Origin of the sequence: Natrinema zhouii (genome assembly GCF_013456555.2) — an archaeon.
Taxonomy (GTDB): domain Archaea; phylum Halobacteriota; class Halobacteria; order Halobacteriales; family Natrialbaceae; genus Natrinema; species Natrinema zhouii.
In genome coordinates, this window is sequence record NZ_CP059154.1 from 1,961,223 (window position 1) to 1,986,246 (window position 25,024).

Consider the following 25,024-nt stretch of genomic DNA (forward strand, 5'->3'; position numbering starts at 1 on the left):
CCGGTGAACCGCCGTCGACCGACCCGCGGAACCCGACGGTCTTTTGACCCGTAGCCTGCTATCGGCGGGTAATGGCTGCAGTTACGCTGGGACCCGAAGGAACCTATTCACACCGGGCGACGAGCGCGATCGCGGACAACGGCGAGATCGACTTCCGGCAGTCGGTCACGGCGATCGTCGACGCCGTCGCTGCCGGCGAATACGACCGCGGCGTCATTCCCATCGAGAACAGCATCGAGGGCTCCGTCACGGAGAGTCTCGACGCCATCGCGGACTACGACGTCGCCGTCGTCCGCGAGATCGTGACGCCGATCCGGCACGCCCTGCTCGCACAGGGGCCGTCGTTCGACACCGTCGCCAGCCACTCCCAGGCGCTGGCACAGTGTCGCACCTACCTCGAGCGCGAGTACCCCGACGCCACGCTCGAGGCCGTCGCGAGCACGGCTCAGGGCGTCGAGTTTGCCCGCGACGATCCCTCGATGGCGGGGATCGGCCACCCGGCCAACGCCGAGGACGGCGTCGACCTCGAGGTGCTGGCCGAGGACATTCAGGATCAGGACTCGAACGCGACGCGCTTTTTCGCGATCGCGCCCGCCGCGGAGCGCTCGACGGGTGGCGGCAAGACCTCGCTGGTGGTCTACCCGAACGCCAACTACCCCGGCCTGTTGCTCGAGTTGCTCGAACCTTTCGCGGATCGCGACATCAACCTGACCCGCGTCGAGTCGCGCCCGAGTGGGGAGCGCCTGGGCGACTACGTCTTTCACGTCGACTTCGAGGCCGGGCTCTACGAGTCGCGGACGCAGGAGGCGATCGGGGACCTCGAGGAACTCGCCGAGAACGGCTGGGTCCGGCGGCTGGGCTCGTACGATACGGAACACGTCGTCGAGTAGCGCCTCGAGAACGCCAATCGATTCGGTGCCCGCGGCTCGAGGGACTCAGAGAACGGGCCAACGCGAACGTAGTGTGAACTGATTAGAAGCGATTACTCGGTGGTCGTACTGCCTTCGGGACGGAACCACTCGCGAATCCGATCGGCGTAGGCAGCCACGCCGAGTCCCGCGACGAACGTCAGGAACGAGGGGACGAGAATCCACAGGAGGTCGGGATGCTCCGAGCCGGTGTGCAAGGCGGTGTCGATCATAGGGCACCTACGCGAACGGGTGCGTTAATTCGACCGGCAGGGGCAGAATTGACCGTTACTGCCGAATCGGCCACCCTCGCAGCCGGGCACTGAATCGAGGACCGCAAACTGTTTTCTCCGTCCTGCGCTACCGGGAGTATGCCACTCGCTGCAGGCGACGACGCGCCGACCGTGACCGCACCGAACCAGGACGGCGAGGAGGTTCGCCTCGGGTTCGAGGAGCCGACGGTCGTCTACTTCTACCCGAAAGACGACACCCCCGGCTGTACGATCGAGGCCAACCAGTTCCAGCGCGAGCGCGAGACCTACCGCGACGCCGGCGTCGACGTCTACGGCGTCTCGGTCGACGACGTCGACTCCCATCGATCGTTTTGCGAGTCGGAGGGCCTCGAGTTCGATCTGCTCGCGGATCCCGACGGGGAGCTCGCCGACGCGTTCGATGTCGAACTGCGCGACAGCGGCGTGACTACCCGGACGACGTTCTTCCTCGCCGACGGCGAGGTACGGGCGGTCTACGAGGGTGTCGATCCCGACGGTCACGCCCGCGAGGTGCTGCTCGACGCGATCGACGACGGGCTCGTAACGCTCCCCGAATAGCTTCCTTCTGTCGCCGCGTTGCGGGCAGAATTTATCCCGCTCGGGAACCTACGCTCGAGTATGCGAGGAAATCCGTTCGACGATATCGAGGAGATGCTCGACCGCGTCAGTCGTCAGGTCGAAGAGGGGATGACCGCCGGCGGCCTACAGGTCCCCGGTTCGGTGCCGGTCGACGTCGCCGATGCGGACGACGAGTACGTCGTCACGGCCGACCTGCCCGGCTACGAGACCGACGACATCGACCTGACGCTCTCGGATGGCACGCTGCGCCTCGAGGCCAACCGGGCCGACGAGACGGAGCACGCCGACGGACGATACCTCCGTCGCGAACGGACCAAAACATCGGCGAGCCGACGCATCCGCCTGCCCGATCCGGTCGACGAAGAGTCGGTGGCCGCCGGCTTCGAGAACGGCGTGTTGACGGTTCGACTGCCGAAGGTCTCGAGCGGCGAGGATTCGCGCCGGATCGACATCGAGTGAGAGCTGTTCTCGAGGGACGATCGCGGGAGACGGCGAGAGCGATAGCAGCGGACGAAGAAAGCAGTTACGGAAGACGCGAAAGCGGTCGCGGGAGTCGTTCGACGGCCCGACTGGCCACGGTATGGAAAGGTATAGGGAGGCGTCTTCCCCATACGTATATAAGCAAATGAGCGACGCGGGATACGACCACGCGACGGTCGAACGGCGCTGGCAGGAGGCGTGGGACGAGGCGGACGTCTACCGGACGTCCGACGACGTCGAGGATCCGACGTACGTCCTCGGGATGTACCCGTATCCGTCGGGCAAACTTCACATGGGCCACGTCCGCAACTACACGATTACGGACGCGTACGCCCGGTACCGCCGGATGCGTGGCGACAACGTCCTCCACCCGATGGGGTGGGACGCGTTCGGTCTCCCCGCCGAGAACGCGGCCAAAGAGCGCGACACGAACCCCCGCGACTGGACGTTCGACTGCATCGAGACGATGACCGGCCAGATGAAGTCGATGGGATTCGGCTACGACTGGGATCGCGAGATCGCCACCTGCACGCCGGAGTACTACCAGTGGAACCAGTGGCTGTTTTCCCGGTTCCACGAGGAGGGTCTGGTCGAGCGACGCGACGCCGAGGTCAACTGGTGTCCCCACTGCGAGACCGTCCTCGCTGACGAGCAGGTCGAGGGCGAAGAAGAGCTGTGCTGGCGGTGTGATACGCCCGTCGAACAGCGCGAACTCGAGCAGTGGTTCCTGCAGATCACCGAGTACGCGGACGAGCTGCTGGAAGCGATCGACGACCTCGAGGGATGGCCGAACTCGGTGCGACAGATGCAGCGCAACTGGATCGGCCGGCAGTACGGGACGGAACTGGAGTTCGAGATCGACGACCACAGTGCCGTCGAGGCGTTCACCACCCGCGTCGACACCATCTACGGAGCGACCTTCTTCGCGCTCGCGCCGGATCACCCGATCAGCGAGGAACTGGCCGCCGAAAACGAGGAGATCCGGGAGTTCATCGAGCACGAGGCCGATCCCGAGGGCGACGAACCCAACGGGGTCGAGACGGGACTGACCGCGACGAACCCCGTCACCGGCGAGGAGATCCCCGTCTACGTCGCCGACTTCGTCCTCTCGGACGTCGGGACGGGCGCGCTGATGGCCGTTCCGGGTCACGACGAGCGTGACCACGCGTTCGCACGGAAGATGGGCATCGACATCGAGCCCGTCATCGCCCCCGAACCGGACGACTGGGACGGTGAAACGGTCCCCGATGCACCCGACGTGAGCGAGGAAGCGTACACCGACGACGGCGTCCTCGTCAACTCCGGCGAGCACTCGGGCCTCGAGAGCGAGGCGGCCCGCGAGCGACTCACCGAGGAGATCGACAGCGCCGAGGAGGCCACGCAGTACCAGCTGCGCGACTGGGGGATATCCCGCCAGCGCTACTGGGGCACCCCGATTCCGGTGATCCACTGCGACGAGTGTGGCCCCGTCATGGTCCCCGAGGAGGACCTGCCCGTCGAGTTGCCGGAGTTCATCAACACGACCGGGAACCCGCTGGACGCCGCCGAGGAGTGGAAGCGGACGACGTGTCCGGACTGCGGCGGCGACGCCACCCGCGAGACGGATACGATGGACACCTTCGTCGACTCCTCGTGGTACTTCCTGCGGTACGTCTCCCCCGGCCTCGAGGACGCGCCCTTCGACCGCGAGCGGGCCAACGACTGGATGCCCGTCGACCAGTACGTCGGCGGCATCGAGCACGCCGTGATGCACCTGCTGTACTCGCGCTTTTTCACGAAGGTGCTCGCCGACCACGAAGGGCTCGAACACCGCGAGCCCTTCACGAACCTGCTCGCACAGGGAATGGTCCAGCTCGAGGGCGAGAAGATGTCCAAGTCGAAGGGGAACGTCGTCTCGCCCCAGCGGATCGTCGAGGAGTACGGCGCGGACACCGCGCGCCTGTTCATGATGCAGGCCGCCCAGCCCGAACGCGACTTCGACTGGAGCGAGGAGGGCGTCCAGTCGACGTACGCCTTCCTCGAGCGACTGCAGGGGATGGTTAGAGACTACACCGCGAACGGACCGACGGGCGACGACGACGCGATCGCCAGCTACGTCGACGCGGAGATCGACGCCACGATCGCCATCGCCAGCGACGAGTACGATGACCTGACGTTCAACAAGGCGCTGCGCGAAACACAGGATCTGGTTCGGACACTCCGACAGTATGCAGACTACACCGAACCCCACGCCGAGACCTACGAGCGCGGACTGTCGGCCGTCGTCCGACTGCTCTCGCCGGTCGCACCGCACATCGCCGAAGAATTGTACGAGACGCTGGGGGGCAGCGGATTCGTCGCGAACGCCGAGTGGCCGACCGCCGAGGTCGACCGCGACTACGTGTCCAAGCGCCGCCGACTGGTCGCGAACACTCGCGAGGACATCCGCGACATCGTCGACGTCGCGGGGATCGAGGACCCGCAGGCGATCGATGTCGTCGTCGCCCCCGACTGGAAGTACGACGCCCTCGAGATCGCGATCGAGAGCGACGCCGACAACCTGATCGGCGAACTCATGGGCGAGTCGCACATCCGCGAGCAGGGCGACGCCGCGGCCGACTACGGCCAGGACCTCCAGGCCGAGCGCGAGGCGCTGTCGATGACGCTCGCGCCCGACGAGGAGCACGCGGCCCTCGAGTCCGCGGCGTGGCTGATCGAACGCGAGTTCGACGCGCCGGTTCGCGTCGTCCGTGCCGACGAGGCCGACGACGACGTGCTCACGAACGCCGCACCTGGTCGACCGGCGATCGAGATCGACGACTGACGGACTCGCTGGATAGTCCTCCCGAGAGTCCGAGGGGCGGGGCGATCGAACCACTATCGGATTTGACAGCATACTAGCCATTTTATACGCCGGTCCGTCGTAGGGTATCGACAGCACCTGTTGGTTCTGAAGATGACTGCACAACGGACGGATCCCTTTCGATGGACGTTCGCAGATGGGGCATCGCCGAACGCACCGCATGTCGCCTCGATGACCTGGCGCGACGGACTGTTCACACACTGGCCGGTCGACCCGGACGAGCTTCGACCGCATGTTCCCGATCCGTTGACCCTCGAGACGCGGGACGGTCGCGCTTGGCTGAGCGTGCTCCCGTTCGTGCTGTCGAACGTGGGACTCCGCGGGACGCCGTCGATCACGCGGCTGGCCTTTCCCGAACTCAACGTCCGGACCTACGTCCGCTATCGGGGCGATCCCGGGCTCTTCTTCTTCAGCATCGATCTCGACAGTTCGCTGGTCGCGACGACGATCGGTCGAACGACGAGATTGCCCGTCTACGACGCGACCATGCGGGTCGGGGCCACCGAGGGAGACCACGTAGCCTTCGCGAGCGAGCGGCGGCGGACGGACGGTGACACACCCACCCGCTTCGCCGCGACCTACCGCCCCGACGGCGAGGTCCGGACCGCCGAACCGGACACGCTCGAGCACTGGCTCACCGCCCGTCGGCGGTTCTACGCGCCGACCGCGAGCGGCGTTCTGGCCGGCGAGATCGCACACGACCCGTGGCCGCTCCAGCCCGCCGACGTGACGATCCACGAGAATACGATGCTCGAGGCCAACGGCCTGCCGAACCCGACCGGCGACCCGATCGTCCACTACGCCGACGAGCTATCGATGACGGGGTCGATTCCGCGGCGGCTCAGAACCTGACCGTGCCTCAGCGGGGACGCCCTGGCACTCAGTTCGGTTCGGAGCCGCCGATCGGCCTTCGGAACGCCGATGGTGCTCCGTGTGGCACGCAGCGCAGCGCATCGGCTGCCCTACCACTATCGGAGCACGTATCGATAGATTTGTTAACTACGATATGAAATAATATTCCTGTATAATACTAATGTCAACAACACGCACAGGAGCGACCGGCAACGAACGGAATTCGTTTATCTACATCGTCGCGGCGTTGGCCGCGCTCAACGGGTTACTGTTCGGGTTCGATACCGGCGTCATCTCCGGCGCGATGTTATACATTCGAAATACGTTCGAACTGGCGACCGTATTCGGGTATTCGATAAATGCTTCGTTGATCGAGGGGGTCATCGTCAGCGGGGCGATGATCGGCGCGATCGGCGGTGCGGCGCTCGGCGGTCGGCTCGCGGATCGGCTCGGTCGACGACGCCTCATCCTCGTCGGTGCCGTCGTCTTCTTCGTCGGATCGCTCATCATGGCGATCGCGCCGACCGTCGAGATACTGATCGTCGGTCGAATCGTCGACGGGATCGGCGTGGGCTTTGCCTCGGTCGTCGGTCCGCTGTACATTTCGGAGATCTCACCGCCGGAGATCCGCGGGTCGCTGGTCTCGCTGAATCAGCTGACGATCACCAGCGGCATCCTCATCGCGTACCTCGTTAACTTCGCGTTCGCCAGCGGCGGCGAGTGGCGCTGGATGCTCGGCCTCGGCATGGTCCCCGCCGCAGTCCTGTTCGTCGGGATGCTGTTCATGCCCGAGAGTCCTCGCTGGCTCTACGAGCACGGTCGGGAGAGCGACGCTCGCAGGGTACTCGCCAGTACCCGCATCGAGAGTCAGGTCGAGGACGAACTCCGCGAGATCGAAGAGACGGTCCGAACCGAGTCCGGAACGCTCCGTGACCTGTTCGAACCGTGGGTGCGGCCAATGTTGATCGTCGGTGTCGGGCTGGCGGTGTTCCAGCAGGTCACCGGCATCAATACGGTCATGTACTATGCGCCGACGATCCTCGAATCGACCGGCTTCGCGGACACCGCCTCTATCCTCGCAACCGTCGGTATCGGCGTCGTCAACGTCGTCATGACCGTCGTCGCGGTGCTGTTGATCGATCGCACCGGCCGCCGACCGCTCTTGCTCACGGGGCTGGGCGGGATGACCGTCATGCTCGCCGTCCTCGGGATCGCGTTCTACTTGCCCGGCCTCTCGGGCGCGATCGGCTGGATCGCGACCGGGAGCCTGATGCTGTACGTCGCCTTCTTCGCGATCGGGCTCGGCCCGGTCTTCTGGCTGATGATCTCCGAGATCTACCCGATGGAGGTCCGCGGCACGGCGATGGGCGTCGTTACCGTCGTCAACTGGGCCGGCAACCTGCTCGTCTCGCTGACGTTCCTCCGGCTGGTCGACGGCATCGGTCAGACGGGAACGTTCTGGCTATACGGCGCGCTCTCCTTGCTCGCGCTGGGCTTCTGTTATCGACTCGTCCCCGAGACGAAGGGGCGGTCGCTCGAGGCGATCGAGGCAGACCTCCGCGAAACGGCGTTCGGAGGCGATGCCAGCGAGCAGCCCCGCGCAACGGAGACGGACGACTAACGGTCGAGACGCACGCTGTTTCGATCGTGAACGAACCGCTCGAGGCACGTCGGTTCGACGGCCGGCGAGCGGCCCTCTTACTGACCGGTATTGATCATACCGAACTCGTATCCGGCATCGGTCTCGCGGGCGGTCTCGTAGACCACCCGCGCGGCCGCTACGTCCTGAATCGCGAGCCCGGTCGAATCGAAGACCGTAATCCCCGTCTCGTCGGTCCGGCCTGCCTTCGACCCGACGACGAGTTCGCCGATCTCGCCGTGGATGTCCGCATCGGTCAGGCTCCCCTCGCCGTACGGGACGTTGATCTCGCCCGAGTGAGTGCACTGCTCGTGGTCATCGATGACGATCCGCGCTGCTTGCAGGAGGTCGTCTGCCAGTTCGTGTTTCCCCTCGGCGTCGGCCCCGATGGCGTTGATATGAGTTTTCTCACCGACGTCCTCGAGTCCCACGATCGGCTCCTCGACGGGCGTCACGGTCGAGAGAACGTCACAGCGTCCCGCTTCCGAAATCGAGCCGCCACGGACGTCGAAGCGATCCTCGTAGGTCTCGACGAACCGCTGGACGCGCTCGTCGTCGGGATCCGAGACGACGACCGTCTCGATCGGACGGACCTCGCTGATCGCCTCGAGTTGCGTGTACGACTGGACGCCGGCCCCGACGAGGCCAAGGCTCGAGGCGTCCTCGACGGCCAGATAATCGGTCGCGACCGCTGCCGCAGCGCCCGTGCGTTTCATGGTGAGCGTCGTCCCGTCCATGATCGCCAGCGGGAAGGCGGTCTCGGGATCGGAGTAGATCATCGTCCCCAGCACCGTCGGCAGGTCGTGGTCCTCTGGGTTGTCCGGGTGGACGTTGACCCATTTCAGTCCGGCCGCGTCCCACTCGCCCGTATCGAGGTAGGCGGGCATCGACCGGAAGTCGCCGTTGTACTCTGGAAGGTCGATGTAGGACTTGGCAGGCATCTGTGTCGTCCCGCGCTCGAAGGCCGCGAACGCCTGCTCGACCGCGTCGATGACGTCGGCGAGTCGCGCGTGCTCGTCGACGTCGTCGCTGTCCAGGAGAAGCGTGTTCATAGTGGTGAATATTGCGGGAGTTCACTTAATTCGTCGTGAAACGACGAACCGGATGCGGAACGATCGGGATCGATCTGGACTGCAGAAAGTGGACTGCGACGCTCGAGTAGGAATGGGAGCGACGACCAAAGCGAGAAAATGGGCCGACTCGAGCGGATGGGCCGAGCGGTAGTGTCCCCCGTTCTCACCGCGAGGGCCGAAGGCCCGAGCGGGCCGACGACCGATGTGACGAGCGCGAAGCGCTCGGAACGGAGGGAGGGGTGCTTTTGATCGAAATTTTGCCGAGGGCCGCGAAGCGGCCCGTGGTTCGAAAGGCGCGAAGCGCCTTTCGTCATCACGAGAGAGCGAAGCTCTCTCGAACGACAGAGCAAAATTTCGTTCCTACATCATGCCGCCCATGCCGCCGCCCATACCGCCCATGCCGCCGCCCATGCCACCGCCGCCCGGTGGCATCTCTTCCTCGTCGTCGTCGTGGGAGACCGCGAGGTCGCCCGCGGCGATGACGTCGTCGATGCGAAGCAGCATGACGGCCGCCTCGGTGGCGGACTCGATCGCCTGCGTCTTCACGCGAAGCGGCTCGTAGACGCCCTCGGCGTCCATGTCGATGGTGTCGCCGGTGTAGGCGTCGAGCCCGGCACCCGTGTCGCCGCCGTCGTGGGCACTGCGCAGCTCCACGAGGGAGTCGATGGGGTCGAGTCCAGCGTTCTCGGCCAGCGTGCGCGGGATGACCTCGAGCGCGTCGGCGAAGGCCTCGACTGCCAGCTGTTCGCGGCCGCCGACGGAGTCAGCGTAGTCGCGCAGCGAGAGCGAGACGTCGATTTCGGGTGCGCCGCCGCCGGCGAGCACCTTGCCGTCCTCGACGGTCGTGCGAACGACGCCCAGCGAGTCCTCGATTGCGCGGTCGATCTCGTCGATGACGTGCTCGGTGCCACCGCGGAGGATCAGGGTGACAGCGTTGGCGTCCTCGACGTCCTCGACGAAGATGCGCTGATCGCCAGCGATCTCCTTCTGCGCGACGCTGCCGGCGAGGCCGAGGTCGCCCTCGCTCAGATCGTCGACGCTCGAGACGGGGGTCGCGCCGGTCGCGCGAGCGAGCTGGGACTGGTCGCTGGACTTGACGCGGCGGACGGCGATGATGCCCTCCTGTGCGAGGTAGTGCTGGGCCATGTCGTCGATGCCGCCGTCGACGAAGACGACGTCAGCGCCGACGTCGGCGATCTGTTCGGCCATCTCGCGCAGCTGGGCCTCTTCCTGCTCGAGGAACTGCTCGAGCTGGTCGGGATCGGTGACGTTGACTTCGGCGTCGATCTCGGTCTCCTTGATCTCGAGGTCGCCGTTGACGATCGCGACGTCGGCGTCCTCGGCGAAGTACGGCATGTTGTCGGAGACGCGTTCCTTATCGACGATGACGCCTTCGACGAGTTCGGAGTTCTCGACGGAGCCGCCGACGACCTTCTCGACTTTGATGTTGTCCGTGTCGACGCCGTCGTCGTCCGCGACTGCGCGGACGGCCTCGACGACGAGTCGCGAGAGCAGGTCCTTGGCGTTCTCCGCGCCCTTGCCGGTCATCGCCGTCGCGGCGATCTGCTCGAGAACCTCCGTGTCGTCCTCGTCGACGTCGATGGCGATCTCCTCGAGGGCCGCGGTGGCTTCCTCGGCGGCCTCTCGGTACCCCTGGGCGAGGGTGGTCGCGTGGATGTCCTGGTCGAGGAGGTCCTCGGCCTGGCTGAGGAGTTCGCCGGCGATGACGACGGCGCTGGTGGTGCCGTCACCGACTTCCTCTTCCTGGGTTTCGGCGACTTCGACGATCATGTCGGCCGCGGGGTGGTCGATCTCCATCTCCGAGAGCAGCGTGACACCGTCGTTGGTGACGATGACGTTGCCCGAGGAGTCGACGAGCATCTTGTCCATCCCCTTCGGGCCGAGCGTCGTCCGAACGGACTCGGCGACGGCCTTCCCGGCCTGTACGTTCATCGACTGCGCGTCCTCTCCGGAGGTTCGCTGACTGTCCTCCGAGAGTACGATAAGGGGCTGATTGCCCATCTGCTGTTGAGCCATAGTCACTCGAGTGATTGTTTGTGATTCTATATAAGCCTTACTCTATCAAATGGAGGAGAGCGCTCGAGGTGGCCCCTGTCTGGCGTTTACGATCCGATGGACGTTCGGGTATATATGGTCGCACTACGTGAGAATCGTCGAATGGCTGCGCGTCGCCAGTGATTTCGGCGGGGTTCGAACGGGCGCGGGAAAACGAATTCAGTCGATCATCTGATAGGTCGCGTATGTAGATGCATCAACGAAGCAGCCGACTACCGATGCGTCGACAGAACGGACGAAAATCGCGTGAGTGCCCCAAGTGTCCGTTCAGGACTGACCGCCGGGGAACCGGTGGTATTCCATCCCCTTGTGCTTCATCTCGTTGTGCTTCTCCTCGAGGAAGGAGTAGACCGCGCCGTGGGGTGCCCCGTCGAGGAGCATCTCGGCGGCGCTGCGGACCACGTCGACTGCCTGTGGGCCGCCAATGATGCCGAGCGTCGAGCCGTAGATGACGACGTCGGCGCCGGTCAGCTCCTCCATCAGTTCACGGGTCCGGCCGCTCTCGCCGATGAGCCGGCCCTTCTTGCGTTTCATGTCGGTCTTGTTGCGCGAGGCGGCGTCGATGTCGACGACGTCGAACAACATCATGTCGTCCTCGAGCAATCGAAGGGCGTCTTCGGGTGCGAATCCGCGGCCGATCGCGCGAACGATCTCGGGACCTTTGAGGCCGAGTACGGGATCGCCGACGGTTTCGACGGCGACGGAGCCGTTCTCCGAGTCGATGTCGAGTCGCACTTCCGCTTCCGCCTCGATCTCGCGCATCGTCTCGCCTCCTTCACCGATGAGAACGCCGATGCGGTCCTGCGGAATCTTCACGTGCTGCATAGGGTTCGCTACTGGCTGGGTGAGGTTAAGACCTTGGTCCGCGAGTACTGGGTGGGTCGTGGCACCCACGCACGTGATCCCGGCCGAGATCAACGTACCCGACCGAAGCCGAATCTACTCGAGCACCGATCGGAATCGCACCGACTCCGAGCGCGTGTCGACGATCGCGACGGTCCGGTCCTCATCGGAGTTCGGCAGGAAGTGCGCCCCGGGATTGAGTATCGTCGTTTGCCCTTCCTCCGAGTGTTCGCGTTCGTGATGATGGCCGTAACAGACGAAATCGTACGTCTCGCCGGCCGCGACCGCCTCGACCTCCGCGAGACTCTCGCCGTGGAGCACGGCGAGGGAGAGGCCGTCGAACTCGAGGTCCGCAAATCGACCGTGTAGCTGGCTCTCGCCGCCGAGCGAGTCGAAGGCGGCCCGGAGGTTGGCGACGTCACCGTCGTTGTTTCCGAGGACGCCGTGCAGTTCGAACTCGTCGAAATAGGGGACCATCAGCGGGGCGACGAAGTCCCCGCAGTGGATGACGATGTCGACGCCCTCCGCCGCGAAGATTTCAGTCGCGCGTTCGGTCGCCTCGGCGTTGTCGTGCGTATCCGAGATGATACCGATATTCATACGCGTTTTCGCGAGGCCGACCCACTAATGCGTTCGGGGACTGCCGATTCGAGCCGGCTCCTGTCACACGAGCCTTCACTCCTCGAGCGGCGATATCACCTGCCGGTCACGAGCCATCGAGCAGTGGGGAAACCATAGTAGGTTACATTCCAGCGTTGATGAACCCGTAAATGATTAATAACTGTTCGTCATGTGCTAGAGCATGCCAGTTAGGAGCCTCCTCACTCGGTACCCGCATCAGGCCCGGGCGCGAGCGATCGTCAAGACGATGCTCTATCGCGTGTTCATGCTCGCGATCACTGTGACTATCGCGTTCGTCGTAACCGACAATATCGGCGATGCACTGAGTATCGGCCTCGCCGCGAACGTCCTGAAGACGGTCACGTACTACGTCTACGAGCGAGCCTGGGATCGAGTGACGTGGGGCATCTCGGACGCAGAAGCGGACGCGATATAACGGAGAATTTGCCTGACTGTCGTCCTGTTCGTCTGACCGTCGTCCTGTTCATCTGGCCGTCGTCCTGTCCGTCTGACCGTCGTCCTGTTCATCTGGCCGTCGTTCCCGCTAGCCTCGAGACGGATCCGGCTCCGGATTCGTGACGAACTCGAACAGGTCGTCCTCGGCCACCTCGAGTCCCTGTCGGGAGAAAAACGAGGCCACGTTCCGGCAGTCACGCTCGAGGAACTCGCGGCTGTTGGGGTGGTGGACAGTGACGGCCTGTCCGAGGTCGATGACCACCAGCTGGCCCTCGCTCTCGTCGAAGACGACGTTGTACTCGCTGAGGTCACCGTGGATCAACCCGGCCGAGTAGAGTCGGCGCATGTACTCGCGCATGACCTCGTAGGCCGTCTGGGGATTCTCGATCTGGACCTCGCCGAGGCGCTTCGCGCGGTCGTCCGCGGTGCCGATGTACTCCATCACCAGTACGTTGCGCTCGGTGGCGATCGGTTCCGGAACTCGCACCCCGGCCGCCTGCGCTCGTCGGAGGTTCGCCAGTTCCTTCTTGGTCCACGCGAGGACGACGTCTTTCTTCTTGCCGCCGAGCCCCTCGAATCTGGGGTCGCCCTCGAGGTAGTCGCGCATCTGCGTGAAGTTCGAGGCGTTGATCCGGTAGATCTTGACCGCGACCTCGCGGTCGTCGGCCTGCGCGAGGTAGACGTTGGCCTCTTTACCAGTCGAGAGCGGGCCGCCGAACGCATCGACGTAGCCGTCCTGGACGAGTTTGTAGAGCGCCGCCAGCGTCGCGTCGTCGAACACCGACTGCTCGACCTTGAACTGGTCGGCGTCTTTGATCCGCTCCTCGAACTGCTCGAACTTCCGGTCGCGCTTGCGGGCGATGCGATCGGCGTCGGTCTCCGAGACGTCGATCTCCTCCCACTCGTCGCCTGGGCTCTCGACGTCCTCGAGGTCGACCAGTCCGAACTCCGTTCCCTGTTCCATCTATCCGGACCTACGGGTCGGGTGCGGGTAAATACTGGGTATCGATCGGCCGGACTCGATCCGGTGGCTGCCGGGCAAACACTCGCGTCCCCCTTTTCCGACTGCCCGTCGTAGCACCGGTTATGAGTCGAACGACCGAACGGCGTCCGACAGTCGAGGGCCACCGATGACGGACTACGACGTGACGCTCGAGCGGACCAGTGGACCGACCCGGACGATCGGGGTCAGCGACGACGAAACGGTACTCGAAGCGGCCCAGCGGGCCGGCGTCAGACTGCCCTCCGACTGCCGGAGCGGGACCTGCATCACCTGTGTCGGGCGACTGCTCGCGCTCGAGGATGACGACGAGTCCGGCGAAGGCGGGACGGACCAGCCGCTCGACGCCGCAGCGGCGTTCACCTATCGGCGGCCGCCGCAGGCGCTGACCGACGACGAACGAGCGGACGGCTACGTCTTGCTCTGTATCGCACACCCGCGAGCGAACTGCCGAATCGAGGTCGGTCCGCGAGTCCGTGCGGAAGTCGGCGACAGTCCCTGGGCGTAGCTCCCGCTCCCGTCACCCCGACCAGATTTATCTACTTGTTCATGGTCGGAACACCTATGAGTGATGCTAGCACGCCAAGCGACGTCGAACCGGACCATGATCACGACCACCACGAGGGACCCGGCTACGCGACGCCCCAGGCCGCCATCGAAGAGGGCGAGCGGGAACGGTTGGCCTACGTGATGAGCCTCTACGTCGGCACCGATGTCGACGCGCCGGACTTCGTCTCGGTCGTTGACCTCGATCCCGACTCGGACACGTACTGCGACATCGTCGACCGCATCGAACTGCCGAATCGCGGCGACGAACTCCACCACTTCGGGTGGAACGCCTGTTCGTCATCGTGTCACATGGACGGCCTCGAGCGGCGACACCTGATCGTCCCCGGCCAGCGCTCCTCGCGGATCCACGTGATCGACGCGCAAGACCGGCGGAATCCCGAACTCGAGACGGTGATCGAACCCGAGGAGGTCTTCGAATACGACCTCTCGGCACCGCACACCGTCCACTGCATCCCGGACGGAGAGATCCTGATCAGCATGCTCGGCGACGCCGACGGCGAGCTTCCGGGCGGCTTCCTCGAGTTGAACGAGGACTTCGAGATCGAAGGGCGGTGGGAGCCGCCGGGCGAGATCGAGATGAACTACGACTACTGGTACCAGCCCCGCCAGAACGTGATGGTCTCGAGCGAGTGGGCCGCTCCCAAAACGTACTACCCCGGATTCGACCTCGAGGACGTCGAGGAAGGGAACTACGGCCAGCGGCTCCACTTCTGGGACTGGGAGGCGGGCACCGTCGAGCAGACGATCGATCTCGGCGAGGAGGGACTGATTCCCCTCGAGGTTCGCTTCCTCCACACTCCCGAATCGACCCACGGGTTCGTGGGGGCGGCGCTCTCGTCGAACGTCTTCCACTTCTGGCGGGACGAAGAGAGCGAAGAATACCGCGCCGAGAAGGTGATCGACTTCGAGAGCCGGGAGCACGACGACTGGGACATGCCGGTCCCCGCGCTGCCGACGGACATCCTGATCTCGATGGACGATCGGTACCTGTTCGGTTCGAACTGGCTCCACGGCGAGGTCTGGATGTACGACATCTCGGACCCGTCGAACCCGCGGCGGGCCGACTCGCTCTCGGTCGGCGGCACCTTCGGCGAGGTGCAGGAGGTCCAGGGCCGCGAGCTGGCCGCCGGCCCGCAGATGGTTCAGCTCTCGCTCGACGGCGAACGGCTCTACTGGACCACCTCGCTGTTCTCCTCGTGGGACGACCAGTTCTACCCCGAGGAGGCCGAGCGCGGATCGGTGATGCTGAAAGCCGACGTCGACCCCAGAAACGGCACCCTCGAACTCGACGAGGACTTCCTCGTCGACTGGGGCGAGTGCTCGGAGGGACCGGCCCGCGCCCACGAGATCCGGTGGCCCGACGGCGACTGCACGAGCGACGTCTGGCAGTGAGCGGCCGCGGACCGGTTTCGACTGAGCGGATGACGAGCCACGACGTGACCCTCGAGTGGCCCGACGGTCGGACGCGGACCGTCGAAGTTCGCGAAGACGAGACGGTCCTCAGAGGGGCCGAGCGAGCCGACATCGCGCTTCCGTACGGCTGTCGTACCGGTGCCTGCGGAACCTGTACGGGACGGCTACTCGAAATCGACGGGACGAAACCCGGAGACGACGGCGAGACGGGAGGATCCGACGTCGACGCCGCGTTCGCGTATCGCCGTCCGCCTCGAGCCCTGAAGGATCGACACCGAGCGGACGGCTACGTACTGTTGTGTATCGCCGCACCGCGGACTGACTGTCGAATTGCGGTCGGCTCGAGCGTCCACAGCGAACTGGTGGACAACCCGTGGAAATAGTGGGTGACGGCCCGACTCGAGTCGGCTCGAAACGGATCGGCCGCGCCGCGGTCAGTAACGTTAACGGGTGCGAGCGGCAACCCTCGAGCAAGAATGCCAGTCGCCGACGAGGACGCGGACGAAGACAACCCGTATCTCCGAGAGCCGCCGACGGACTTCGCCCCGCTCGAGGACCTCTCGGAGGTCGAGGCGCGCGAGCAGGTCGAACTGCTCAGGGAGGCCATTCGCGAGCACGACCGCCGGTACTACGTCGAGAGCGAGCCGCTGATCGCCGATCGGACCTACGACGCGCTCTTCGCCCGACTGCGCGACCTCGAGGAGGAATTCGATCTCTCTCATCCCGACAGCCCCACCCGAAGCGTCGGCGGCGAACCGATGGAGGAGTTCGAGACGGTCGAACACGTCGAACCGATGCTCTCGATCGACCAGAGCGGCGAGGTCGAGGACGTGCGGGACTTTGGCAATCGCGTACAGCGGGAGGTCGGAGACGTCGAATACGTCTGCGAGCCCAAGTTCGACGGCGTCTCCATGGAGTTCGTCTACGAAGCGGGCAGCCTCGAGCGCGCCGTGACTCGCGGCGACGGCCGCGAAGGGGACGACGTCACGCGCAACGCGCGTACGATCGGCTCCGTGCCACAGCAACTCCACGGCGACCACCCCGAGTTCCTCGCGGTGCGCGGCGAGGTCTACATGCCCAAAGACGCCTTTCAGGCGCACAACCGCGAGCGTATCGAGCGCGGCGAGGAGCCCTTCGCCAATCCGCGCAACGCTACCGCTGGAACCATCCGCCAACTCGATCCCGCGATCGTCGCCGAGCGCCCGCTCGCGGTCTTCTACTTCGACGTGCTCGCTGCCAGCGAACTCGAGGACACCCACCGGGACGAACTCGAGCGCTTCCCCGAGTTCGGTCTGCGGGTGAACGACCGCGTGGAGGTGGTGGACGACATCGAGGACGCGATCGAGTACCGCGACCGCATGCTCGAGGCCCGCGACGACCTGGGCTACGAGATCGACGGCGTCGTGATCAAGGTCGACGATCGAGACGCCCGCGAGGAACTCGGACAGACGGCGCGCCACGACCGCTGGGCCTTCGCCTACAAGTTCCCCGCCCGCGCGGAGGTGACGCCGATCGTCGACGTCGCGCTCCAGGTCGGTCGGACGGGCCGACTGACGCCCGTCGCCTTGCTCGAGCCGGTCGACGTCGGCGGCGTGACGGTGTCGCGGGCGAGCCTGCACAACCCCGAGGAGATCGCCGAGAAGAACGTCAACGTCGGGGACACGGTCCGCGTCCAGCGCGCGGGCGACGTGATCCCCTACGTCGAGGAGGTCGTCAAAAAAGGGAGCGAGGGACACTACGAGATGCTCGACGCGTGCCCCGTCTGTGGCAGCCCCGTCGAGCGCGACGGCCCGATCGCCTTCTGTACCGGCGGGCTGGGCTGTGACGCCCAACTCCGGCGCTCGATCGAGTACTACGCGAGCGACGACGGCCTTGACCTCGAGGGACTAGGCGAGAAGAGCGTCCGCCAACTGGTCGATGCCGACCTCCTCGAGTCCGTTGCGGACCTCTACGAACTCGAGCAGGACGAACTGTTGGCGCTCGAGGGCTGGGGCGGGACCAGCGCCGAGAACCTCCTCAAGGAGATTGAGGGCAGTCGCGAGCCGCCGCTTTCCGACTTCATCTCCGCGCTCGGCATCCCCCTCGTCGGTCCGACGACGGCCCGCGAACTCGCCCGCGAGTTCGGCACCTTCGACGCGTTCCGCGAGGCCGCCGAAACCGAGCCCGAGCGACTCGAGGGCGTCGACGACGTCGGTGACACCGTCGCCGAGACGATCCACGAGTTCTTCGTGAGCGAGGCGAACGCCGCCGTCGTCGATAGCGTGCTCGAGCACGTCTCCCCGCAGGAAGTCGACATCGACACCGGCGGCGACGAACTCGCGGGACTGACCTTCGTCTTCACGGGCTCGCTCGAGGAGATGACCAGAGGCGACGCGCGGGAACTCGTCGAGACCCACGGCGCGAACGCGACGGGAAGCGTCTCTGGCAATACGGACTACCTCGTCGCCGGCGACAATCCGGGCGCGACGAAGCAAGAGGACGCCCGAGACGAAGACGTGCCGATCCTCGACGAATCCGAATTCTGGACGCTGCTCGAGGACGAAGGGATCGACCTCGGGTAGTCGCTCGAGACAGGTCAAGTACTCCCGAGACACTCACTCTCCGTCCGTTTCCAGATTGACTATCCCCATGCGGTGGCGCGCTATAGTGCGGTGAGTCGACGACGAACCGCACTTCGAACTCGTGAGAGGTCTTCGCGAGTGGAACGAGCGAACGGCTCGGAAGACGCAGAGCGTCTTCCGTTGGATGAGCGAGGGAAGAATGACCGAGCGTTAGCGCGGGACCGGAGATCCCGCGAACCATCCGAACAGGTGCGAAGCACCCGTGAGGAGAAATCGGCTGGGAAGGGTGTGGCTTCTCCGTGCTGCCAGCAGGAGCAGAACACGTGATTCGAATGGAATGGCTACAGAGAGACGACGAAAATATCGATGATGGCTGGTTGATTACCGACGAGTGAGCATTACGAAGACTGCAATCACGGCAACGACAACGCCGATAATCGTCGGGACGAGCTGTCCGGAACCCCACTCCCAGCCCAGCACCTGCGTGCCGACGATGGCCACGAGCGCGACGGCCGCGCCGATCGCCGTGACGAGCGGAGACGAGTTCCGACCGAGCGAGAGTGCCATGATAGATTGTATCACATCAGACATCATAAATGTAGTGGCGAAACCCGCTGTGATCGCTCAGGTCGGCAGTCGCTCGGCGATCACCGCCAGCGACTCCCCGCCCTGCACTTCCCCCTCGAGGTCGGGCAGCGTCACTACCTCGAGTCCCGGAAACGCCTCGCGGATTTCGGCGAGCCGTTCCTCGTGGCGCGCCTGTCGCGACTCACAGCGCGGACAGCCCTCGTGGAGGTCCTCGAGCACTCGATTCACCACCAGTCGCTCGACCGATACCCCCGCCTCGCGAAGCCGTGCGACGAGCCGTTCGGACTCCGCGATGGCCATCGCCTCCGGAATCAGGACGACGCGGAACTCGGTCCGCTCGGGATCGGTGAGCAGGTCGCGAGCGCGCTCGAGGCGGGCCTGAAACGCCGCGAGGCTCTCTTCTTCGTCATCGTGCTGCCCGCCGAGCATCGACATCGGTCCGAGAACCGCCGTCCGCGCGGCGTTGCCGATCCGCTTCGCCTGCCCGCGAAGCGACTGGGCCGTCTCGAGCGCGCGTCCCATGGTTCCGGGCATGTCGAACAGCCGCAGGGTGTGGCCCGTCGGCGCGGTGTCGAAGACGACGACGTCCCACTCGCCGGAGTCGACGTACTCGACCAGCAAATCGAGCGCCGCGATCTCGTCGCTGCCGGCCGGCGCGCCGCCGGCGAAGAGTTCCTCGACCTCCGCGTCAGAGAGGCTGATCCCGGCGCTGCGCAGGTCCGCCGCCAGCGCTCTCGCTGCGTTTCGGGATCGATCTCGACGGCCCACAGGCTCCCCGATCGGTCGGCGTCGGACTCGAGCGTCGCGGACGTCTCGGCCCCCTCGAGTAGAGTGGGTACCTCGAGTTCGGCCGGCTCCGATCCGATATCGACCTCGAGCGAGTCGGCGAGCGAGTGGGCCGGATCGGTGGAGACGACGAGCGTCCGCCGACCCGCGGCGGCCAGCGAGAGCCCGGTGGCCGCCGCGCAGGTCGTCTTGCCGACGCCGCCCTTGCCGCCGTAGCAGATGCAGTCGGTCACGGGGTCGCATACGGACGGAGGAGCCCTAAATCGATTGCCACGATCGGCGGAGTGTCATCGCTGGCGGTCGGACTTGCGGTCGGGACTCGCGCGTGAAACGCAGGAGAGAGGCAGTCGCGCGTCAGTTCACAGGTCGACGCGATCGAACCGCCAGAGCGCGATCGCGAGCGGGACGACGATCCAGGCCAGCAGGATGATAAAGGAGAACCAGTCCTGGAGGAAAAACGGTAGTTCGCCGCCGAACATTTCCTCGTTCAACTGGGCCTGCATCTGGATCGAGTCGACATCGGTGACCAGTGTCAGGACGCGTCTAAATGCTTCGCCGGGATCGAGATTGATAATGAAGTACGCCCAGTCCGGGAGGCGTTCGACTTGCATTTCCCGTCCCTGAACTTCAGTGGTGTAGTTCACGGTATCGAAGAAGAGAATATCTCGATCCGCCAGCAGCCCGAACACCCCCGATAGACTGTTCCAGATGACGTAGAACAGGAGAAAGATGCTGAACATCGCGGCACCGGCGATCGTCGTCGAGCGAGTCAGGGACGAGAGGGAGACGGCGATACTCGTGTACGCCACGCCGTAGATGATCGACATCGCGAGGAGGCCGACGTAGTCCACGACGTCGAAGCTACCGAGCAACGCGGCGACGACGGCGGCGGCGAGGACGAATCCGACGATCAACGAGAGCGAGAGGACAGCCGATCGACCGATCAGTTTCCCGAGCAGGACGTCCTTCCGGGAGTGGGGGAGCGAGAGCATAACCTTGATGCTCCCGCTCTCGCGCTCGCCGGCGATCGATTTCCAGCCGAGCACTAGCGCGATCAGCGGAATTACAAGTCGCGTGATCTCACTGGCCAACGACACGAGCATATTGGTCGTCGCTCCTTGCGCTGCGATATCCTCACCGAAGTACGCGAGCGCACCCGTGATACCGACCAGCAGCAGGAAGAAGAAGAAACTCAGGCCCCAGAACAGCCACGAGCGAACCGCGTCCTGAAAGTCCTTCTTCGCGACCGCGCGGACGCTCTCGAGGTTGATCGAACTCGAGGTCGATCCGCCCGAATCCACGGATCCCGTTTCGGTGCCCGTATCGGTGCTCATCGCGCGTGCACCCCCGTCCCGGCGTCGGTCGTGTATGACTGGAAGACGTCCTCGAGCGACGCTTCGGTCGTCTCGAAGTCCTGAATCTCGATGCCGCGATCCTCGAGCGCGGAGAGGACGGCCGTCTTGGAGCCGTCGACGGCGACGACGATCGTCGGCGGGTTCTGCCCCTGAACGGAGGCGCTACTGACGTCGGGCAGCGAGCGGACCGCCTGCAGCGCGTCGTCGTCGATCCGATCGACGGTGACGCGGAGCGTCGTCCCGCCTTCGACGGAGTCGCGCAGTCCCTCGACGGAGTCGATGGCGACCATCTCGCCCTCCCGGAGGATGCCGACGCGGTCGCAGACCGCCTCGACCTGCTCCATGATGTGACTCGAGAAGAAGACGGTCGCGCCCCGTTCGTTCTCCTCGCGGACGATGTCGCGCATCTCGCGGGCCCCGTTGGGGTCGAGCCCGGTCGAGGGCTCGTCGAGGATCAGCAGATCGGGCTCGCCGACCAGCGCCATCGCGAGCATGAGCCGCTGGGCCATCCCCTTCGAGTAGCCGCCGGCCTTTCTGTCGATCGCGTCGGCCAGGTCGACCCGCTCGAGCAGCGCTTCGGGGTCGTCATTGGCGTTCTTCGAGTCGATCGCGAACTCGAGGTGCTGGCGAGCGGTCAGGCGGTCGTACAGTTCGACGCCCTCGGGGAGGACCCCGGTTCGCTGCCGGATGTCCCGGCTGTAGCGCTGGGCGTCCATTCCGAGAACGCTCACCTCGCCCGCCGTCGGGCGGGCGAAATCGAGAATGATGTTGATCGTCGTCGACTTCCCGGCACCGTTGGGACCGAGGAATCCGAACACCTCGCCCTCTTCGACCTGGAAGGAGAGGTCTTCGAGTGCGACGGTCTGACCGAAGGATTTGGTCAGGTCGTCGACTGTGATAGCGGGCATGACAGAGTGGTCGTAGCGTTGCCCGATAAGGTTTGTGACATCGCCATTACAGTTGTATTCAACGGTATGAGGACGTTATGAGCCGATATCGGCGTCTCGAATGAAACGGCTAGTCGGCCCCTAGATCGGATCGTCGGGATCGTACTGATCGGCGGTCCGTTCGACTTCCGTGGCGTAGCGCTCGCGGGTTTCCTCGTCGGACACCGGCTCGAGTTCGTCCTCCGGAATCTCCGTGGCCGCGGTAACCGGTGTGCCGCTTTGGAGCGACGTCGAGGACCGTTCCCGCTGCTGGTAGCGAGAGCCGTCGGGCGTCGCGTAGACGATCGTCACGAGGTTGCGGTCGTCGAACGTTCGTTCGACGAGCCAGCACTGAACCGTCGAGTCACTCATACGTGGCTAATTACCGGTCGAGCATTGAGAAAGTACCGAGTCGGACCCGTCCCGTCACGTCGGATCCGTCTCGAAGGCGCGCCCTACTCGCGCGAACGAGCCCCGCCGTACTTGGGGGTCGACGTTGGAGAGATGACGACGATCACCGATGACCGAGACCCGAAGCGAGCGCATCGCGCAGTGGAGCGAGCACGCCGACCAGCTGTGCGACGACGGAGAGACCGTCGAACGACGCGTCGACCTCGAGCGGGCGACGGTTGTCGTCACGAACCGTCGCGTCATGACGTTCGTCCCGGACGCGGACGGGCCGGAGTTTCGCCACGCCGAGCGGCCAAACGTCGGAACCGTGAGCGTCGAAACGGACGACCGGCTCGGGCAGCTCTGCTGGGGAATCGTCGCCGCCTTCGTCGGCGTCGGACTGCTCGAGATGGCGAGGACCGTCAGGTTCGTCGATTTCGCGCCATCGTTCGGGTTTCGGGACACCGGCTCACTCCCGGGATCGAACGCCATCGCAAACCTCGTCGACGCCGCGCTGTCGGCGACCGAAACGGCCCTCCTGGGACTCGACTGGGGCGTTCTCCTGAGCGGCGTCGCCGCACTGGCCATCGCCGCCGCCTTCGGCTGGCGCTACGTCCGCTCGCGTTCGCGCCGGCTCGTCCTCCGGGTGCGCGGCGAGGACGCTCTCGAGGTTCCCGTTAGCAAGGCCGATCTCGAGGCCGGCCTGATCGCCGACATCGAGACTGCGATTCGGCCGGAATCCACACCGGCATTGACGCTCGAGGAAAGCACCGGTGCCGAAGGCGGTCGTAGCGAACGGCGACGGGACGAACGCACCGATGACGAACAGCGACGGGGCGAGCGCACCGAAGACGAACGGTTGCGGGACGGACATACCGACCACGACGACCAGAGTCGAACTGACCGTCCCGGCGCGGAGTGGCTCGGGGACGAGGAGTCAGGCTGAAACCTCCTGACTCCGTAGGGCAGTCGATGAACGCCGACGTGGTTCGCGAGCGTGCCGGGTCGTTGCCCAGAGAGCCCGGCGTCTACCAGTTCCGCGAGGGCGAAACGACCCTGTACGTCGGGAAAGCGGTCGATCTGCGCAGTCGGGTCCGGTCCTACGCCGACCCCCGCAGCGCGCGGATCCGCCGAATGGTCGATCGCGCCGACGGGATCGAGATCGCCGTCACCGACACCGAGACGCAGGCACTGCTGCTCGAGGCGAACCTGATCAAGCGCCACCAGCCCCGCTACAACGTCCGGCTTAAGGACGACAAGTCGTATCCGATGGTTCAGCTGACGGCCCACAACGCGCCGCGGATCGAAATCACGCGCGATCCCGACGAGTCCGCGACCGTCTTCGGCCCCTACACCAGCAAGACGCAGGTCGAGACGGTCGTGAAAGCGCTGCGGGAAACGTACGGCGTGCGGGGCTGCTCGGACCACAAGTACGCGGGTCGCGACCGGCCGTGTCTGGACTACGAGATGGGGCTCTGTACCGCGCCCTGCACCCGGGAGATCGACCTCGAGAGCTACGCCCAGGACGTCACTGCCGTCGAGCGCTTCCTCGAGGGCGAGACCGGGATCCTCGCGGACCCGCTCCGCCGGGAGATGGAGGCCGCCGCGGAATCGCAGAACTTCGAGCGCGCGGCGAACCTGCGGGACCGACTCGAGACCGTCGCGGCCTTCCACGGCGAGGGCGGCGAGGCGGTCCAGTCGGTCGGCGACGAGCGGGGCGTCGACGTCCTCGGCGTCGCCATCGAGGGCGAGGACGCGACCGTCGCCCGACTGCGCGCGGAGCACGGCAAGCTGATCGACCGGGACCGACACACGCTCGAGGCACCCGGCTCCGCGGGGGTCGACGCCGACGGCGAGGCTGACGGCGTGCCGAGCGTGCTGGCGGCGTTCATCGTCCAGTACTACGCCGAACGTGAGCTTCCGGACGCCCTGCTCCTGCCCGAACGCCACGACGACGACGAGGTCGCGGCCTGGCTCGAGGCCGAGGGGGTCTCCGTCCGCGTCCCGGGTGCGGGCCGGGAGGCCAAACTCGTCGAACTCGCGCTGAAGAACGCCCGACGAAACGTGGGGCGGCGCGACGAGTGCGGGATGCTCGCGGACGCCCTCGAGATCGATTCGGCCCGGCGAATCGAGGGCTTCGACGTGAGCCACGCCCAGGGGAAAGCGGCAGTCGGCAGCAACGTCACCTTCGTCGACGGCAGCGCCGAGAAAGCGGATTACCGGCGGAAGAAGCTCACTGACCAGAACGACGATTACGACAACATGCGAGCCCTGCTCGAGTGGCGCGCCAGTCGCGCCGTCGAGGACCGCGACGACCGTCCGGATCCCGATCTGTTACTGATCGACGGCGGGGAGGGACAGCTCGAGGCCGCCCGAGACGCCCTCGAGGCGGTCGGCTGGGACGTGCCGGCGGTCGCGCTGGCGAAGGCCGAGGAACACGTCGTCACCCCCCACCGAACGTTCTCGTGGCCGAGCGACGCGCCGCACCTGCATCTCCTCCAGCGCGTGCGCGACGAGGCCCACCGCTTTGCCGTACAGTACCACCAGACTATCCGTGACGAGGTCAAGACGGTGCTCGACGACGTGCAGGGGGTCGGTCCCGAAACCCGAAAACAGCTGCTCGGCCGCTTCGGCAGCGTCGAAAACGTTCGCGAGGCGAGCCTCGAGGACCTCCGGAGCGTCGAGGGGATCGGCAAGAAGACCGCCGAGACCATCAGATCGAGGCTCTGAGAGCCGCTCAAGCGCGGTCTTTCGTGTGAGATGTTCGTTTACGGAGCGGAGTGTTTCTGCCGAA

23 protein-coding genes and 1 pseudogene are annotated in these 25,024 nt (G+C 65.4%); 13 read left to right on the plus strand and 11 right to left on the minus strand.

Annotated elements, in window-relative coordinates; genetic code table 11:
• Window positions 1–71 precede the first annotated feature (71 nt).
• On the plus strand, window positions 72–890 hold the full coding sequence (gene pheA / locus HYG81_RS28405; RefSeq protein WP_180839470.1) for a prephenate dehydratase: 819 nt from the start codon (window positions 72–74) through the stop codon (window positions 888–890).
• A 92-nt stretch (window positions 891–982) separates the two neighbouring features.
• Here the strand turns inward: pheA and HYG81_RS28410 are convergent, their stop codons facing one another.
• Complete coding sequence (locus tag HYG81_RS28410) at window positions 983–1,141, minus strand: hypothetical protein (protein WP_180839471.1); 159 nt, start codon at window positions 1,139–1,141, stop codon at window positions 983–985.
• A gap of 138 nt (window positions 1,142–1,279) precedes the next feature.
• Here HYG81_RS28410 and HYG81_RS28415 point away from each other — a divergent pair, with 138 nt between their 5' ends.
• The 5 genes from HYG81_RS28415 (at window position 1,280) to HYG81_RS28435 (ending at window position 7,554) form a co-directional block, all read left to right on the plus strand.
• Window positions 1,280–1,738: a peroxiredoxin gene (locus HYG81_RS28415; protein WP_180839472.1), complete on the plus strand. Its 459-nt coding sequence runs from the start codon at window positions 1,280–1,282 to the stop codon at window positions 1,736–1,738.
• A 60-nt stretch (window positions 1,739–1,798) separates the two neighbouring features.
• Window positions 1,799–2,218 carry an Hsp20/alpha crystallin family protein gene (locus HYG81_RS28420; protein WP_180839473.1) on the plus strand — a complete coding sequence of 140 codons (420 nt, stop codon included), beginning with the start codon at window positions 1,799–1,801 and terminating at the stop codon, window positions 2,216–2,218.
• Between the two features lie 166 nt (window positions 2,219–2,384).
• Entirely contained in the window at window positions 2,385–5,042 is a 2,658-nt protein-coding gene (gene leuS / locus HYG81_RS28425; protein ID WP_180839474.1) for a leucine--tRNA ligase, read from the plus strand.
• 132 nt (window positions 5,043–5,174) lie between these two features.
• Window positions 5,175–5,933 carry a YqjF family protein gene (locus HYG81_RS28430; RefSeq protein WP_180839475.1) on the plus strand — a complete coding sequence of 253 codons (759 nt, stop codon included), beginning with the start codon at window positions 5,175–5,177 and terminating at the stop codon, window positions 5,931–5,933.
• 181 nt (window positions 5,934–6,114) lie between these two features.
• Window positions 6,115–7,554, plus strand: coding sequence for a sugar porter family MFS transporter (locus HYG81_RS28435; RefSeq protein ID WP_180839476.1), 1,440 nt, complete (start codon window positions 6,115–6,117; stop codon window positions 7,552–7,554).
• Between the two features lie 77 nt (window positions 7,555–7,631).
• Here HYG81_RS28435 and HYG81_RS28440 read toward each other — a convergent pair whose 3' ends face one another.
• The 4 genes from HYG81_RS28440 to HYG81_RS28455 form a co-directional block, all read right to left on the minus strand.
• On the minus strand, window positions 7,632–8,624 hold the full coding sequence (locus HYG81_RS28440) for an ornithine cyclodeaminase family protein (protein ID WP_180839477.1): 993 nt from the start codon (window positions 8,622–8,624) through the stop codon (window positions 7,632–7,634).
• 381 nt (window positions 8,625–9,005) lie between these two features.
• Window positions 9,006–10,667 carry a thermosome subunit alpha gene (gene thsA / locus HYG81_RS28445; protein WP_180843008.1) on the minus strand — a complete coding sequence of 554 codons (1,662 nt, stop codon included), beginning with the start codon at window positions 10,665–10,667 and terminating at the stop codon, window positions 9,006–9,008.
• A 321-nt stretch (window positions 10,668–10,988) separates the two neighbouring features.
• On the minus strand, window positions 10,989–11,546 hold the full coding sequence (locus HYG81_RS28450) for a KH domain-containing protein (protein ID WP_180839478.1): 558 nt from the start codon (window positions 11,544–11,546) through the stop codon (window positions 10,989–10,991).
• 114 nt (window positions 11,547–11,660) lie between these two features.
• Entirely contained in the window at window positions 11,661–12,164 is a 504-nt protein-coding gene (locus HYG81_RS28455) for a YfcE family phosphodiesterase (RefSeq protein ID WP_180839479.1), read from the minus strand.
• 202 nt (window positions 12,165–12,366) lie between these two features.
• Here HYG81_RS28455 and HYG81_RS28460 point away from each other — a divergent pair, with 202 nt between their 5' ends.
• Window positions 12,367–12,621, plus strand: a complete 255-nt coding sequence (locus HYG81_RS28460) for a DUF2061 domain-containing protein (RefSeq protein ID WP_180839480.1) — start codon at window positions 12,367–12,369, stop codon at window positions 12,619–12,621.
• A 108-nt stretch (window positions 12,622–12,729) separates the two neighbouring features.
• On the opposite strand, the gene rio1 is transcribed toward HYG81_RS28460, so the two are convergent.
• The gene (rio1, locus tag HYG81_RS28465; protein WP_180839481.1) at window positions 12,730–13,605 is read right to left on the minus strand and encodes a serine/threonine-protein kinase Rio1; all 876 of its coding nucleotides are present in this window, start codon (window positions 13,603–13,605) and stop codon (window positions 12,730–12,732) included.
• 166 nt (window positions 13,606–13,771) lie between these two features.
• Here rio1 and HYG81_RS28470 point away from each other — a divergent pair, with 166 nt between their 5' ends.
• From HYG81_RS28470 to ligA, 4 genes are all read left to right on the plus strand, one after another.
• Window positions 13,772–14,149 carry a 2Fe-2S iron-sulfur cluster-binding protein gene (locus HYG81_RS28470; RefSeq protein ID WP_180839482.1) on the plus strand — a complete coding sequence of 126 codons (378 nt, stop codon included), beginning with the start codon at window positions 13,772–13,774 and terminating at the stop codon, window positions 14,147–14,149.
• Window positions 14,150–14,205: 56 nt separating this feature from the next.
• The gene (locus HYG81_RS28475) at window positions 14,206–15,603 is read left to right on the plus strand and encodes a selenium-binding protein SBP56-related protein (protein ID WP_180839483.1); all 1,398 of its coding nucleotides are present in this window, start codon (window positions 14,206–14,208) and stop codon (window positions 15,601–15,603) included.
• A gap of 29 nt (window positions 15,604–15,632) precedes the next feature.
• Window positions 15,633–16,007 carry a 2Fe-2S iron-sulfur cluster-binding protein gene (locus tag HYG81_RS28480; protein ID WP_180839484.1) on the plus strand — a complete coding sequence of 125 codons (375 nt, stop codon included), beginning with the start codon at window positions 15,633–15,635 and terminating at the stop codon, window positions 16,005–16,007.
• 93 nt (window positions 16,008–16,100) lie between these two features.
• Window positions 16,101–18,185, plus strand: a complete 2,085-nt coding sequence (gene ligA, locus HYG81_RS28485; protein ID WP_180839485.1) for an NAD-dependent DNA ligase LigA — start codon at window positions 16,101–16,103, stop codon at window positions 18,183–18,185.
• 381 nt (window positions 18,186–18,566) lie between these two features.
• On the opposite strand, the gene HYG81_RS28490 is transcribed toward ligA, so the two are convergent.
• The 5 genes and pseudogenes from HYG81_RS28490 to HYG81_RS28510 all read right to left on the minus strand — a co-directional run bounded on the left by HYG81_RS28490 (window position 18,567) and on the right by HYG81_RS28510 (window position 22,212).
• On the minus strand, window positions 18,567–18,752 hold the full coding sequence (locus tag HYG81_RS28490) for a multidrug transporter (RefSeq protein WP_180839486.1): 186 nt from the start codon (window positions 18,750–18,752) through the stop codon (window positions 18,567–18,569).
• A 57-nt stretch (window positions 18,753–18,809) separates the two neighbouring features.
• Window positions 18,810–19,792, minus strand: a pseudogene (locus HYG81_RS28495) (ArsA family ATPase).
• A 126-nt stretch (window positions 19,793–19,918) separates the two neighbouring features.
• The gene (locus tag HYG81_RS28500) at window positions 19,919–20,893 is read right to left on the minus strand and encodes an ABC transporter permease (RefSeq protein ID WP_180839487.1); all 975 of its coding nucleotides are present in this window, start codon (window positions 20,891–20,893) and stop codon (window positions 19,919–19,921) included.
• The gene (locus HYG81_RS28505; RefSeq protein ID WP_180839488.1) at window positions 20,890–21,822 is read right to left on the minus strand and encodes an ABC transporter ATP-binding protein; all 933 of its coding nucleotides are present in this window, start codon (window positions 21,820–21,822) and stop codon (window positions 20,890–20,892) included. Before HYG81_RS28505 ends, HYG81_RS28500 begins: the two co-directional genes overlap by 4 nt.
• 120 nt (window positions 21,823–21,942) lie before the next feature.
• The gene (locus tag HYG81_RS28510; protein ID WP_180839489.1) at window positions 21,943–22,212 is read right to left on the minus strand and encodes a DUF7967 family protein; all 270 of its coding nucleotides are present in this window, start codon (window positions 22,210–22,212) and stop codon (window positions 21,943–21,945) included.
• A 148-nt stretch (window positions 22,213–22,360) separates the two neighbouring features.
• Here HYG81_RS28510 and HYG81_RS28515 point away from each other — a divergent pair, with 148 nt between their 5' ends.
• Window positions 22,361–23,176 carry a hypothetical protein gene (locus tag HYG81_RS28515; protein ID WP_180839490.1) on the plus strand — a complete coding sequence of 272 codons (816 nt, stop codon included), beginning with the start codon at window positions 22,361–22,363 and terminating at the stop codon, window positions 23,174–23,176.
• 26 nt (window positions 23,177–23,202) lie between these two features.
• Entirely contained in the window at window positions 23,203–24,960 is a 1,758-nt protein-coding gene (locus HYG81_RS28520; protein ID WP_180839491.1) for an excinuclease ABC subunit C, read from the plus strand.
• The last annotated feature ends 64 nt before the right edge of the window (window positions 24,961–25,024 follow it).